The following is a 13,594-nucleotide window of genomic DNA, read 5'->3' on the forward strand; positions in this document are numbered from 1 at the left end:
GCGCGTGCCAATGCCATGGTGGTGAGCCCTGGGCCCACGGAGGTTATCTGTCGTTTTTTGACTTCCTTTAACTGCCACTTATAACGCCTCCGCTTCCTGCTGGGACTGGTAAACCTGCTGATAATAACCATTGTTACGTAACAAGGAGGGATGATCGCCGCTTCCGATTATTTTCCCCTGGTGCATCAATAGAATCTTATCAGCAGCTTTTAGCGAACTTATTTTTTGAGCTACAATCAAAACCGTACAGTCTTTTTTGCGTAAAGAGGTCATTAATCGCGATTCTGTATGGGCATCCAGAGCGCTTGTACTATCATCCAGCATTAATATATTTGGATTGCGAATGAGAGCCCTTGCTATAGATAATCGCTGCTTTTGTCCACCCGAAAAGGTAACGCCTTTCTGGCCCAATCTTGTTTGATAGCCATCCGGCAATGTGGAAATAAAAGCATGGATTTGCGCATCCTTCGCTGCTTCGATCACTTCTTCTTCACTGGCATCGTTCTTTCCCCATTGAATGTTTTCCATCACCGTTCCTGAAAACAGATGTATTTCCTGAGGTACGAGGCTGATTTGCTCCCGCAATGCTTTCACATCATAGTGTTCGATAGGGAGGCCATCGATGAACACTTGTCCATCACTGGCTTCCTGAAGCCGTGGAATAAGGTGTAAAAGGGTGGATTTTCCTGAACCGGTTTCCCCTAATATTCCAATTGTCTCTCCTGCTTTTGCCTCAAAGGTAATCGCTTCTATAGCCGGAACCTTCATGCCTGGATAGGTATAGTTAACCTCTTGGAACCTTATAGCACCTTGTATTTTTTTGTTTGCGCCATCCCCCCGGTTATCAATAGTTTCTCCTTCAGCATCCAGGATTTCCGTAATCCGGTTGGCAGAAGCTTTCCCCCGGGAAAAGACCATGATTAAAAACGTAAAGACAGAAAAGGTGAACATCATCCGGGTAGCATAATTGATAATGGCAACAACCTCGCCCGCCTGAGCAGTGCCAACATTCAAACCGATAGCTCCAAACCATAGAATGACTAATATTATCAAGTTCATGCCAAGCATGACCATAGGCATGGCCAACTCCATCAGCCACAATGCCTTTTTGTTATCGTTCATTAACGAGTTGTTAGCCCCTTGAAAACGTGATTCTTCATAGTCACCCCGATTAAAGCCCTTAATCAGCCGGATTCCGGCAAGATTTTCACGGATAATCGTATTAAGGTTATCTAACTTCTCCTGAACACGCCGGAAATACGTGACCCCTTTTGTCAAAATCCAGAATAAAAACAACAGCATTACTGGCACAGACAATAATAGAATGGTCGCCAGTTCTTTATGTACGGTAAACGCCATCACCAGCCCTCCGATGATGAATAACGGGGCTCGTAAGGCGATTCGCATAAACATGAATATCAAGTTCTGGATTTGGGTGACATCATTTGTCATTCTGGTTATTAATGTCGGGGTGGCAAAACGCTGAAAGTTCTTACTTGTAAATTCCTGGACTTTCCGGAACATATCATCACGCAGATCATAACCTGCCCCCTGACTGACATTCGCAGCGAAAAAGGAATTGATGATACCGGCTGCAAAGGCAATCAAAGATATAGCGATCAGGATGCCGCCCCAAATCGCCACGGTTGTCAAATCTTCCTGTAAAATTCCATCGTCAATGATTTTCGCCATGAATAAGGGTTGAATCAACTCGACGACCAGCTCGACAAGCATAAGAAATAATCCAATATACATGGACGTTTTGTATGTATAAGCATAAGTAAAAATTCTTCGCATCCAAGCTTCCCCCATAAGTTCTGAAAGTTCTTATAATTATACAGGAAAAATCATAGTGAGCGTACTAATTAGGCAGGTCTAATAACCCTCCTTTTTGGAAAAGATGCTAAGAGCTGCAAATAGGAGTGAAACCTGATGTTAGATATGATAAAAGAATCGCTGCTTGTTGTCGGAAGAATATCAACCATTGTTCCATTAATGCTTGTCGTTGCTATTTTCATGGGAAAGCGTGCCATCGGAGAACTGCCAATATTCGATCTGTTAATTATTTTGACACTTGGTTCTGTTGTAGGGGCCGATATCGCAGACCCCAATATCAATCATATTCCTACCGCTGTTGCTATCGTAGCGTTAGGGGTATTGCAGCGGCTTGTCGCCAAATTGAAAATATCCAGTCGATCGTTCGGACGGTGGATCACCTTTAAGCCAACGGTTGTCATCCAGAATGGAAAATTCATAGATGCGAATCTGAAAAAAATCCATTACTCCATTGACAATGTTCTGCAAATGCTGCGGGAAAAGGACGTATTCGATATCAATGAAGTGCAGACAGCGATTGTCGAGGCAAATGGTGAGTTAAGTGTGCTAAAGCAACCCCGCTATCAAACCGTGACGAGAAAGGATATGAACATCATTCCTTACTCCTCAGAAATTGCGCTGCCAATCATTATTGAAGGGGACATCTCCAAGGAAGTGATGAAACATTTCGGCGTGAAATCCTCCTGGATTCGCAGGCAGCTGGCACACCATGGGGTAACCGATATTTCGGAAGTCTTTTACGCATCGCTCAACCGGGAATTGGAGCTGCACTTTACTCTGAAGAATGAAGTCGAGCAGAATATCCCTCCGTTTCAACATTAACTTACTTTTTCGCCTTAGAGACGAAGCGGTTTCCTGTCACCCAAAAACGCCATGGGTAATCCCGGGCTTCCCCGCTGTTATCGATACCGACACGGGGTCCTGTCGATATGGAATCAGGCACTCTCCCTTCTGCAATATATAACGGCGGTTTGTTGAACGGAAGCCCATAATCGGATTTCACAATCCCTAACGCTTTCGTCAGCTTACCAGGACCATTGGTCAGTTCGATTTCCTTCTTATTTTCGCCACGACGCTGGTACATCAGGTCAATCCCTTCCAATGGTTCGACTGCACGAATTAATACGGCTTCCGGTTCCAGCACCTCTCCACTCACGACATTGACCAGACAATGCGTGTGCATCACATACGTATAAACGTTACCCGGCGGCCCAAACATTACGTCGGTGCGTTTGGTCCGTCGGTTCCCATAGCTATGGGCTGCCCTGTCTCCAGGACCTATGTAAGCTTCCGTTTCTACGATGATTCCTGATGCTGTTCCTGCTTCTGTTTCTTTTACTAATATCTTTCCTAATAAAGATTCGGCCAACTCTAATGTCGGCTGTTGAAAAAACTCCTCATTCACTGGCTGATAATCCATACAGACACCTCCTCTACCGTTTGTCATACCCGATTTTTACTCAGTTTAAAGATTTTACCCTTGTTTTATCCTTGTACCGCGTCCGCGATAGTTTGAGAACTTTTATTATTACGTACTTTTTTCTTATCAAAAATACCTATTCATAGAATACACGTTTTTTGTACATACTTTTACTATCTAAATTTACAATAGATGGGTTTGATGGAAATGAAAAAAGTGACAATCAGTATTAATGGTCAGGAAATTGAAGCGTCAGAAGGTCAGTCTATTTTTGAAGCAGCACGCGACAATGATATCTACATGCCAGGAATTTGTGCTTCACAGCCTGATTTAGGCGTAGGTGTTATCCAAACGTGTGACACTTGTTTTGTTGATGTGAACGGAAAGCTTGAGCGGTCTTGTTCCACAAAAGTCGAGCAAGGCATGGAGGTGACAAATAACTCACATAAGGTTAAAGAAGCTCAGCTCGAAGGTATGTCACGGATTCTGGAAAATCATGAGCTCTACTGTACGGTCTGTGATAACAATAATGGGGACTGTGTGGTACATAATACAGCGGAGCACTTGCAAGTGAACCACCAGAAATACCCGTTCACCCCTAAGCCTTATACCGCTGACAACACCCATCCGTTCTATCGTTATGAACCGGATCAATGTATCTTGTGCGGTTTATGTGTGGAGGCTTGCCAGGACTTGCAGGTGAGCGAAGTATTATCCATTGACTGGGACAGAAAAGAACCACGTGTCATTTGGGACAACGATGTGCCGATCGATCAGTCTTCCTGTGTCTCCTGCGGGCACTGTGTCAGTGTTTGCCCTTGTAATGCTCTCATGGAAAAATCGATGCTCGGGGAAGCCGGTTATCTGACGAAAATGCCGAAAAATATTCTTGAGCCGATGATTGACGTTACTAAAGAGGTCGAGCCAGGCTATAGCGGCATTTTCGCAATTTCTAACGTCGAGGCATCGATGCGTGAGAGTAGAATCAATAAAACGAAGACGGTATGTACCTATTGTGGAGTGGGGTGCAGTTTTGAAGTATGGACAAAAGGTCGCGATATCTTGAAAGTGCAGCCACATCCGGAGGCACCGGCCAACGGTATTTCTACGTGTGTCAAAGGTAAATTCGGCTGGGACTTCATCAACAGCGAAGAACGCCTGAAGACTCCGTTGATCCGGAAAGGCGATAAGTTTGTGGAAGCCACGTGGGATGAAGCCCTGTCACTCATTTCGGAAAAACTGCAGGGAATCCAGCAGCAAAATGGCTCCGATGCGCTTGGTTTCATCGCTTCATCCAAGTGTACGAATGAAGAGAATTACCTGATGCAGAAACTGGCTCGCCAGATTTTCCAAACCAACAACATTGATAATTGCTCGCGTTACTGCCAGACTCCCGCATCAGCCGGCCTGATGCGCACAGTCGGTATCGGCGGTGATTCCGGTACAATTGAAGATATTGCTGCAGCTGAATTAATTATCGTCGTAGGGGCGAACCCGGAAGAATCCCACCCGGTACTTGCGACGCGGATCAAGCGCGCTCATAAATTACATGACCAGAAACTTGTTGTAGCCGATTTACGGAAAAACGGTCTTGCCGAACGTGCAGACTTACATCTTCACCCTAAACCTGGAACGGACCTCGTCTGGATCTCAGCCGTAGCTAAATATATGATCGATCAGGGCTGGGAAGCAAAAGACTTTTTGAAAGAACGAGTCAATAACGTGGATGAATATAAGCAATCTCTTGATAAATTCACGCTGGAATATGCAGAAAGTGTGACAGGACTTACCCAGGAAACCATGAAAAAGGTGGCGGAGATGATCCATGAATCCAATGCTACCTGTATTCTCTGGGCGATGGGTGTCACACAGCATATGGGTGGGACCGATACGAGCACCTCAATCGCAAACCTGCTGCTTGTGACGGGAAACTTCGGTAAGCGCGGCACAGGGGCTTATCCGCTTCGTGGTCATAATAACGTCCAGGGAGCCAGTGATTTCGGGACAATGCCCAACTTCTTCCCTGGTTATGAAGCGGTTGAAGATGACACGATTCGCGGCCGCTATGAGAAAGCATGGGGAACAAAGCTCCCGAAAGAACCGGGCCTGAACAACCATGAAATTGTCGCAGCGATTCATAAAGGTTCTGTCAAAGGGGTTTACTTGTTCGGGGAAGAAATGGGCCTCGTGGATTCCAACATCAATTATGTTCATGAAGCTTTTGAAAAGCTTGACTTCTTCGTAGTCCAGGATGTCTTCTTCTCCAAGACAGCACAGTATGCCGACGTCGTCCTCCCTGCTGCACCAAGTCTTGAAAAAGAAGGCACGTTCACTAATACCGAGCGACGCATTCAGAAATTGAATAAAGTAATGGAACCTTTAGGCGATAGTAAACCGGATTGGGAGATTTTCCAGGAACTCGCTAATAAACTCGGGGCTGACTGGAACTACCAGAACCCTGGAGAAATTATGGCCGAAGCAGCATCGCTTGCTCCTGTCTTTGCTGGTGTAGACTATAAGCGGCTGGAAGGCTGGGACAGTCTCGTATGGCCAGTTGATAAGGGCGGGCAGGATACGCCGCTCCTCTATGAAGATACATTCGCTTTTCCGGATGGAAAAGCCAAGCTCTTTCCTGTCGACTGGACGCCTCCTTATGAGGCAGGTGAAGGTTATGACCTCCATTTAAATAATGGGCGGATTCTTGAGCATTTCCATGAAGGGAATATGACGTACCAATCCGATGGGATCACTCATAAAGTGCCGAACCCTTGGCTTGAAGTATCACCGGAACTTGCGAAAGAACGTAACATTGAAACCGGTGCCCTTGTACGTCTCACTTCCCCTTATGGAAAAGTGAAGCTGCGCGTCTGGGTGACCGACCAAGTGAAAGGCAAAGAACTTTACCTGCCGATGAACACGCGTAAAGAAATTGAAGCTGTCAACAAACTGACAAGCAGTTACCATGATAAAGATACCCACACACCGAACTATAAAGAGATGCAAGTGAAAATGGAGGTTCTGGAAACGAAGGGCGAGTCCCCTGTCGTGGTCGGAAACTTCCGCCTCGGTAATCCCAAGCCTCAAATCGGTGTCCGTGTGGCAGATAAATGGGGACGGGAAGACTTTACCCCAATCCCTGAATTGATTGAAAAGGAGGGTCTGACCGATGGCCAAAGCGATACAGCAAATTGAGCTGCAGCAATCAACCGCAGAAGAAATGCAACAGAAAGATATGGAAAGGATAGTCAGCCAGATTGCAGATAACAAGCAGGCGATCACCAGTATGCTTGAGATTGTCGATCAGCTGGAGGCCACCGGCGTCCTTGATATTTTGAAAGGATTCTTAAGTGCCCGGGAGAAAATCGGCACCATTGCGGTTGAACAAATCAACCAGCCGAACATCCATCATACCATTAAAAATATGTTTTACACGATGGGATTTGTCGGTCATTTGGAACCGGAAAAATTAAGGACGATGCTGGAAAGTGTCCAAAAAGGCGTGGAAACAGCTTCTACCCATGCGGAAGAGAACGAAAAAACGAGCACCTGGGGACTCGTCAAGTCCTTCCGTGATCCCCACGTGGTGCTTGCGCTTTCCACAATGGTCAGCTTTTTAAAAGGAATGGGAAAAGAATTAGAGGAAAAAGGTGATGCCCAGTGATTACACGTACGTTTTCCATTGCTGGTTTCCATAAAGATGATGAGGCACGAGTCGAAGAAATTTTATATGACGTATGGGGAGTGAGAAATGTAGCGGTTAACTCCCACTTAGGATTAGCAACCGTCTCCTTTGATGAAAAAGCCGCCTCCTGGGAGGACTTTACCCAGGCAGTCGCTGATTCTGGATTTGAAGTAAACGGATAAAGTAAACAGCAGGGATGAATATCTCTGCTGTTTTGTATGTCAGCCCGATATTCTATGTTCTGCCCCCACGAAGTAAACTTCTCCCCCTAATCTGACTTAATGCGCAAAGAGGCACAAATCCCGATAAGGATTGTGCCTCTTTTTCAATAATTATTTCCCGGGAAATAATTTGTTTACCTGCCACTGACGGAATCACGATGGAAGCGGCCATTCGCCTGATATAACAGTTTTTCCGGCACAACCTCTTCAATCATCGGAAAAACCGTCCGTTCTTCTAACCGGACATGTTTATCCAATAACTCTCCCAGTTCGCGGAACTGTTCTGCAGTCAACCTCGGCTGCTCCCGGATCCGCTCGACCATTCCTCTGATTTGTGCATGTTGAATCAGCATCTTTTTAATGGAGTCCTGATTCACATTTCCATATTGAGCGTATAGGGGAAGCAGTACCTCTTCTTCATCGCGAAAATGTCCCCGGCCGTCCTGATTCCAAAAATCGATGACGTTTCTACGAAAATCCTGCAAACTTTTTTCTGTCTTCTCTGTGCCTGCTTTTTTCAGTTCTACTGCCGTCACCAACGCATGATGATGGTGATGAGACAATGGGTATAGCGCTTCGTGCCGTTTCATATCGCTTCGACCTCCCATCGAAATAAATATACTACTTTAATTATATAACATTCGACTTTATTAAGAAGTGACCTGCCCCACAATACATAATTAACTTTCCCCTTTATTATCTGTGCTATATCTCCTATTTTCATCAAACAAAAGCACCGTTTTCAGATTATTCAGCAAAATCAGGCTGGTTTTGTCTTATAATTTCAGTTATATGATCACAAAGGAGGAATATGGTGTGAAAAAGACAGGATTAATGCTGATGCTTTGTGCCAGTCTGGTGCTTCCTTCAGCAGCCCATGCTGCACCTGTCAATGACACCCCTGCTACATACAACACGAACATTGAGATTGAAAACGGCATGACGCAGCCAATTTACGACATGGATGATGCCATAATGGAAGAGGTGGTTATTGAAACTTCTGTCGACAGCGACAATGATGGTGAATTAGATCGGGTAAATGCCAGAATTGTCCGTCCAGGAGAGACAGAGGATGGTGTCGAGGTTCCTGCCATCTATACGATGAGCCCCTATAATGCCGGACTCAATTATCCATTGGAATTTTATGATGTCGATAAGGAATTAAATGTTGTCGACCACCCTGGCAAACCATTGGTTACTGGGGCAGGAAACGCAGCCGGGTTGCCTGGGGATCTCGATGATTATTTCGTACCGAGAGGCTATGCTTATATCTCTGCCGATAGTATCGGAACTGGAGAATCTTATGGATGCGCAACGACGGGTGACTATCAGGAAGTCGAAGGTACAAAAGCTGTGATAGACTGGCTGAACGGAAACGCGAAAGGTTTTACAGAAGACGGCGAAGAAGTGACGGCTGACTGGTCTACCGGAAATGTCGGGATGACCGGTGTTTCATACAATGGTACACTTCCAAACGCCGTTGCTACTACTGGTGTCGAAGGTCTGAAAACAATTGTTCCGATCGCCGCCATCAGTGATTGGTATGATTATTACCGCTCTAATGGTGCTGTCATTGCACCAGGCGGCTATCAAGGGGAAGATGCCGATGTTCTGGCAGAAGCAGTTTTGACACGGGAAAACCCGGAAGCATGTGCTTCTATCATGGATGAGCTAACAGAAGGACAGGATCGTGAAACAGGGGATTACAATGAATTCTGGAATGCTCGTAATTATGTCAAGGACGCTAAAAATATAGAAGCCAGCGTATTGCTGGTGCATGGACTGAATGACTGGAATGTCAAAACAGAGCAGTTTTCTCAGTGGTGGGATGCGCTGGAAAAGCATGATGTTCCGCGAAAAATGTGGCTCCACCAATATGGTCATAGTAATCCATACTACATCCGGCAGGACGAATGGATGACTACGTTGAATAAATGGTTCGATTACTGGTTATATGAAATTGATAATGGCATTATGGATGAGCCGATGGTCGACATCCAGCGGGAAGACTTGTCCTGGGAAACGATGACAAACTGGCCAGCGGAAGACGCTAAGGACACGACACTTCATTTCCGTGCGGAAGAAGGAACCCTTGGCTCCCTCAGCTTCTCGCCGGTACCGAACAGTGATAAGACAAAAGATACGATCATCGATGACCCGACACGTACGGCAGAAACAATTGTGGAGGATCTGGAGGACAATTCCGAAAATCTCGCCGCCTATCTTACAGAACCTTTTGAAGAAGAGGTGCGGCTTAGCGGGGTACCTGAAGTTTCACTTCGCGCAGAACTGGACGCTCCTACCGCAAACCTTACCGCTTTGTTAGTCGACTATAGCGGCGAGGAAACGGAAATTATCACCCGCGGATGGATGGATCCGCAAAACATTAATTCCGATTGGAAAGCAAAATCCCTCTCCCCTGGAAAGGAATATACGTTCCAATGGGACCTGCAGCCGGATGACTATATCTTTGAAGCCGGACATCAACTGGGTGTCGTAATCATTTCAACGGATTATGATTATACACTTCGTCCGGAAGGTGGTACGAAAATAACGATTGATCCAGCAAGCAGCTACATCAAGCTCCCATTAGTGAAGTAAATCAAAGGGGCTGTCCCAAAAGTCCTCTTTTAAATGAAAAAAACCACGAAGAAATTGATTTTTCTTCGTGGTTTTTTCATTGTGAGCTTATTTCCTCCCCGAAACAGCCGGATCAACTCCGCCTGTTTCAGGAAGTTGTGGGCAATGGCGACCAGCCCAAACTCTATATTTACTTTATCGAGACCCCGGAGAAAAAATCTCCGGAACGACCGATTGCCTTTGATATGACCGAACACACTTTCCACCTCCACTTTTCGTCTGGCGTAGATTTGTGCTCCTTCGTCACACCAAAGGCTTTCCCTTGCTTCCCTCTTCAGTTGTTCATATGCCGGGTTATAGTAAACACGCCGGTTTCCTTTTGCTTTCGTGCATTTTTCTTTTATAGGGCACCCGGTACACGCTTCGCATTCATAGACCTTGAAGGCTCGCGTGTATCCGTACCGATCGGTACGGTGAGAATGGAATTGAAAAGGGACCTTTCGTCCATTCGGACAAATGTAATAATCCCCTTCTTCCTTGTACTCCCAGTTCATAACCTGGCTTGGGTCTTTCTTGAACGAACGAGACTGCTCTTTTCGCATCGTGTTATAGGGAATGAGTGTATCAAACCCTTCCTTCTTTGCGTATTTGTAATTGGTTTCTCCACCATAACCTCCATCAGCGACAATTGTATTGGGGAAAGGAAGCTCTGTAGCCTGCAGCTTTTGAATATGCGGTTCAAAACAACGGGTGTCCGTAGGACGCTGATGGATCGAGTAGCCAATAATGAATTGGTTTTCTGTTCCTGCCTGCACATTATAACCAGGTTTCAGTTGCCCGTTCTTCATATGATCTTCTTTCATTCGCATAAAGGTGGCATCGGTATCTGTCTTGGAAAAACTATTTCGATCACCGAAGGTGGCCAACTGGGTTTCATACTTTTTCAAACGAGGAAGGTAGTCCTGACTCAACGTTTTATAGATACGTCGTTTGGCACGGAATACTTCCTTTTTTTCTTTCTTCTTTTCCTTATCATTTTCTTCTTCGACGGCTTTTTCTGCCTGTTCTACCTGAGCTTCTACCTGCTCGACAACTTTTTCGAGTTGCTCCGAAGTTACTCGCTTGGCAGGAGACCCCTCATCATTGAGTATTTTTTCATCCATCTCAATGGCATCTTCAATATCCGCGAACGTTTGATTTAATTTTTCCTGTAGTTTTTCTTCGTAACGTTGGGCGGATTTTTTCCACACAAACGTGTATTTATTGGCATTCGCCTCAATTTTGGTTCCATCAAGGAAGTAGTTGTCCATGGATACGTACTCTTGGTCGATTAGAAGTTTAATCAACTCCGTGAATAAAGGTTCAATGATGGCTTTCATCCGTTCGGAGCGGAATCGGTTGATGGTTCGGAAATCTGGTGTCTGTTGGCCGGCCAGCCACATCATCGGCAGATGTTCCCGAAGAGCTTTGGCGATATCACGGCAGGAGTAGATTTTTTGCGTGTAGGCGTATAAGATAACTTTTGTCATCATTTTGGGATGATAGGAGCTCCGGCCGCCGCCTTGATATTGGGAAAAGAAGATGTCATCGTTCACCTGTTCCACCATGGCGTGAATGACCCGGACCACATGGTCCTCAGGAATTAAATCACTGAAGTCCATTGGTAGAACCAATTGCCCCATGTTATAATCAATGAAAGTAGCTGAAGAGTTACTCATAAAAAAATCGCCTCGCTTTTCGTTTTTTGTTGGTTTGATCGCTTACATTATAACGAATGAGGCGATTTTTTTGTATGTAAAAAAGAAGATTTTTGCATTGTTGATGGGCAATTTAGGCAGGGGAACGATGAGACTCCTGCGGGAGAAGCAAGGCTGACGAGGCCCCGCAGGGCGTAGCCCGAGGAGACTTGTCGTCTTCCCCGCGGAAAGGGAATCGTTTCCCAGCCCCACTTTTCCGATATCAACAATAAACGAAAAAAGCTGCCCCAATTAGTCTGTTACAGACTTATGGGACAGCCCCTTTTTGTATGGAAAATAGCCTCATAAAGTAGTTTTTAGCTAATAAAGGCTCTATTGATCGCAACGGCTCCTCATCTTCCTGATTATTTACAAATTTATGTTTTGTCACTTCTATCAAAGGAAAGAATAATATAACCCAGATTATTAATTACAATTTTTCCAAAAATAATACACCCCATGGTATAATGGATGTATTCGGAGGTGCCCTTTGTGAACAACTTAGAAGAATTAGAACAAAAAATAGAAGAGATGCGAGTATATATGTATTCCCTTTATAATCTCAACCCCTTGGATGATAAGCTTATTGAAGCCTCTCAGACGCTTGATCGGTTATTAAATGAACTGTCGGCGGCAACCAGGACATGCAAATGACACTTTGCCGGAAACCAATATGTTACTAAAAAAGCTGCCTTTAGGAATGGTAGAAAGATTCCTAAAGGCAGTTTTTTCAGGAGAGCTGCTTACGCTTCGATGAAGCAGGGATGCGCAGCTCCTCCCTATATTTAGCTACTGTCCTCCGCGAGACGGTGATCCCTTCTTTCGTTTTAAAATAATCCGATATTTTCTGATCGGATATCGGTTTGTTTTTATCTTCTTTTTCTATCAATTGCTTTAATAACGCTTTCACTTTAGTGGAAGATGTATCGCTGCCCGATTCACTGCTAAGCTTTGAGGTAAAGAATATACTTAACTCAAAACATCCCTGGGGCGTTTGGATCACTTTATTTGCTTTCGCCCGGCTTACCGTAGACTCGTGAACACCGATTGCTTCAGCCACTTCCTTCAGCGTCAACGGCTGAATGGCGGTAAATCCTTTTTCGAAAAACTCTGCTTGCTTGTCGACTAGAACTTCTGCAATCTTCATCATTGTCGCCTGCCGTTGTTCAATACTATTCATGAGCCATATCGCCTTCTGATAATGGTCCTTTACATACTTCGCCGTCTGGTCATTTTGTGTGATCAATGAACGATAGTTGGTATTTACCTGTATGGAAGGTAAATAACTATCGTGAAGAATTATTTTATATTTTCCCTGGTGTTTTTTCACGGATATATCCGGCCGTACATACTCTGCAGGAGTTTTAGCGATTCCCGCTAGCGGTTTCGGTTTCAGCTGTTGAATGGTTTCTGCAGCTTCCTGGATTTCTGCTATGTTTACATCTAATTCCTCCGCAAGCTGTCGCCATTTCTTTTCTGCCAGTAGATTCAAATGCTGAACTACCATCTGTTCTGCCAACGAATTCTGTTCAAGCTTTTGTCTTAATTGAAAGACAAGGTAGTCTGATAGATTCTTTGTACCGACACCTGCCGGCTCCAGCTGCTGCAAGCTTTCCAGCACCGTAACAACCTTGCTTTCCGGAAGCCCGAATTCTTCGGCGATTTCTTTTTCCGGGATAGGAAGGTAGCCATTGTCATCTATATTCCAGATTAGATACTGCATTAATAATCGATCTATTTCCGACAATTCCAGTAGACGCGCCTGATCCCACAAATCTTCCCTGATATCTTTCTCTTTCGTTGCAAAATCAAGGGGACTGACGTTGGTCTGATAGGGTTTGGGGGCATAGCCTGGTTCATGGTCGATATCAGGGCTTCTTTCCTTTAATTCAATCAGCGGATTTTCCAGCGCTTGTTCCTGGATGAACGCCGTCAGTTCCATCGAAGAGAATTGCAGCAATGATATCGCCTGTCGTAATTCTGTTGTCATAGCCAGATTCGTCGTTTGTCGTTGAGACAGACTGAGCTCCATCATGTTTCTCCTCCCTGCTTTAACCTTCATGAACACGCTTACATTTAACGGCAGACTGTTTAATGAATGTTATTCTATTTTACTATG

11 protein-coding genes are annotated in these 13,594 nt (G+C 45.0%); 6 read left to right on the plus strand and 5 right to left on the minus strand.

What is annotated here, in order from left to right:
* Window positions 1-78: 78 nt before the first annotated feature.
* Window positions 79-1,797, minus strand: coding sequence for an ABC transporter ATP-binding protein (locus B9Y67_RS09490; RefSeq protein WP_085506463.1), 1,719 nt, complete (start codon window positions 1,795-1,797; stop codon window positions 79-81).
* Window positions 1,798-1,932: 135 nt separating this feature from the next.
* Between B9Y67_RS09490 and B9Y67_RS09495 the strand changes: the two genes are divergently transcribed.
* Window positions 1,933-2,658 (plus strand): DUF421 domain-containing protein, encoded by a 726-nt coding sequence (locus tag B9Y67_RS09495; RefSeq protein WP_085506464.1) that lies wholly within the window; start codon window positions 1,933-1,935, stop codon window positions 2,656-2,658.
* 1 nt (window position 2,659) lies between these two features.
* Here the strand turns inward: B9Y67_RS09495 and B9Y67_RS09500 are convergent, their stop codons facing one another.
* Window positions 2,660-3,256, minus strand: a complete 597-nt coding sequence (locus B9Y67_RS09500; RefSeq protein WP_085506465.1) for a DNA-3-methyladenine glycosylase — start codon at window positions 3,254-3,256, stop codon at window positions 2,660-2,662.
* Between the two features lie 201 nt (window positions 3,257-3,457).
* Here B9Y67_RS09500 and fdhF point away from each other — a divergent pair, with 201 nt between their 5' ends.
* The 3 genes from fdhF to B9Y67_RS09515 are packed head-to-tail and all read left to right on the plus strand — an operon-like array spanning window position 3,458 to window position 7,120.
* Entirely contained in the window at window positions 3,458-6,448 is a 2,991-nt protein-coding gene (fdhF, locus tag B9Y67_RS09505) for a formate dehydrogenase subunit alpha (protein ID WP_085506466.1), read from the plus strand.
* Entirely contained in the window at window positions 6,423-6,917 is a 495-nt protein-coding gene (locus B9Y67_RS09510) for a helical membrane plugin domain-containing protein (protein ID WP_085506467.1), read from the plus strand. Before fdhF ends, B9Y67_RS09510 begins: the two co-directional genes overlap by 26 nt.
* Entirely contained in the window at window positions 6,914-7,120 is a 207-nt protein-coding gene (locus tag B9Y67_RS09515; RefSeq protein ID WP_062443057.1) for a heavy-metal-associated domain-containing protein, read from the plus strand. The genes B9Y67_RS09510 and B9Y67_RS09515 overlap by 4 nt, the downstream gene beginning before the upstream one ends.
* A gap of 173 nt (window positions 7,121-7,293) precedes the next feature.
* Here the strand turns inward: B9Y67_RS09515 and B9Y67_RS09520 are convergent, their stop codons facing one another.
* Window positions 7,294-7,749 carry a hemerythrin domain-containing protein gene (locus B9Y67_RS09520; RefSeq protein ID WP_085506468.1) on the minus strand — a complete coding sequence of 152 codons (456 nt, stop codon included), beginning with the start codon at window positions 7,747-7,749 and terminating at the stop codon, window positions 7,294-7,296.
* 226 nt (window positions 7,750-7,975) lie between these two features.
* Between B9Y67_RS09520 and B9Y67_RS09525 the strand changes: the two genes are divergently transcribed.
* A complete protein-coding gene (locus B9Y67_RS09525; protein ID WP_085506469.1) occupies window positions 7,976-9,760 on the plus strand; it encodes a Xaa-Pro dipeptidyl-peptidase in 1,785 nt (594 codons plus the stop codon).
* 29 nt (window positions 9,761-9,789) lie between these two features.
* On the opposite strand, the gene B9Y67_RS09530 is transcribed toward B9Y67_RS09525, so the two are convergent.
* Window positions 9,790-11,457 carry an IS1182 family transposase gene (locus B9Y67_RS09530; protein WP_254901763.1) on the minus strand — a complete coding sequence of 556 codons (1,668 nt, stop codon included), beginning with the start codon at window positions 11,455-11,457 and terminating at the stop codon, window positions 9,790-9,792.
* Between the two features lie 510 nt (window positions 11,458-11,967).
* Between B9Y67_RS09530 and B9Y67_RS09535 the strand changes: the two genes are divergently transcribed.
* On the plus strand, window positions 11,968-12,129 hold the full coding sequence (locus B9Y67_RS09535) for an aspartyl-phosphate phosphatase Spo0E family protein (protein WP_176223948.1): 162 nt from the start codon (window positions 11,968-11,970) through the stop codon (window positions 12,127-12,129).
* A gap of 76 nt (window positions 12,130-12,205) precedes the next feature.
* Here the strand turns inward: B9Y67_RS09535 and rpoN are convergent, their stop codons facing one another.
* A complete protein-coding gene (gene rpoN / locus B9Y67_RS09540; protein ID WP_176223949.1) occupies window positions 12,206-13,510 on the minus strand; it encodes an RNA polymerase factor sigma-54 in 1,305 nt (434 codons plus the stop codon).
* Window positions 13,511-13,594: the final 84 nt, after the last annotated feature.

Origin of the sequence: Thalassobacillus devorans (assembly GCF_900176565.1) — a bacterium.
GTDB lineage: Bacteria > Bacillota > Bacilli > Bacillales > Halobacillaceae > Thalassobacillus > Thalassobacillus devorans_A.

Excerpts from the sequence above, each read along its gene's own strand:
- B9Y67_RS09490 (WP_085506463.1), bottom strand. The coding sequence starts at position 1,797 with ATGCGAAGAATTTTTACTTATGCTTATACATACAAAACGTCCATGTAT.
- B9Y67_RS09495 (WP_085506464.1), top strand. The coding sequence starts at position 1,933 with ATGTTAGATATGATAAAAGAATCGCTGCTTGTTGTCGGAAGAATATCA.
- B9Y67_RS09500 (WP_085506465.1), bottom strand. The coding sequence starts at position 3,256 with ATGGATTATCAGCCAGTGAATGAGGAGTTTTTTCAACAGCCGACATTA.
- fdhF (WP_085506466.1), top strand. The coding sequence starts at position 3,458 with ATGGAAATGAAAAAAGTGACAATCAGTATTAATGGTCAGGAAATTGAA.
- B9Y67_RS09510 (WP_085506467.1), top strand. The coding sequence starts at position 6,423 with ATGGCCAAAGCGATACAGCAAATTGAGCTGCAGCAATCAACCGCAGAA.
- B9Y67_RS09520 (WP_085506468.1), bottom strand. The coding sequence starts at position 7,749 with ATGAAACGGCACGAAGCGCTATACCCATTGTCTCATCACCATCATCAT.
- B9Y67_RS09530 (WP_254901763.1), bottom strand. The coding sequence starts at position 11,457 with ATGAGTAACTCTTCAGCTACTTTCATTGATTATAACATGGGGCAATTG.
- rpoN (WP_176223949.1), bottom strand. The coding sequence starts at position 13,510 with ATGATGGAGCTCAGTCTGTCTCAACGACAAACGACGAATCTGGCTATG.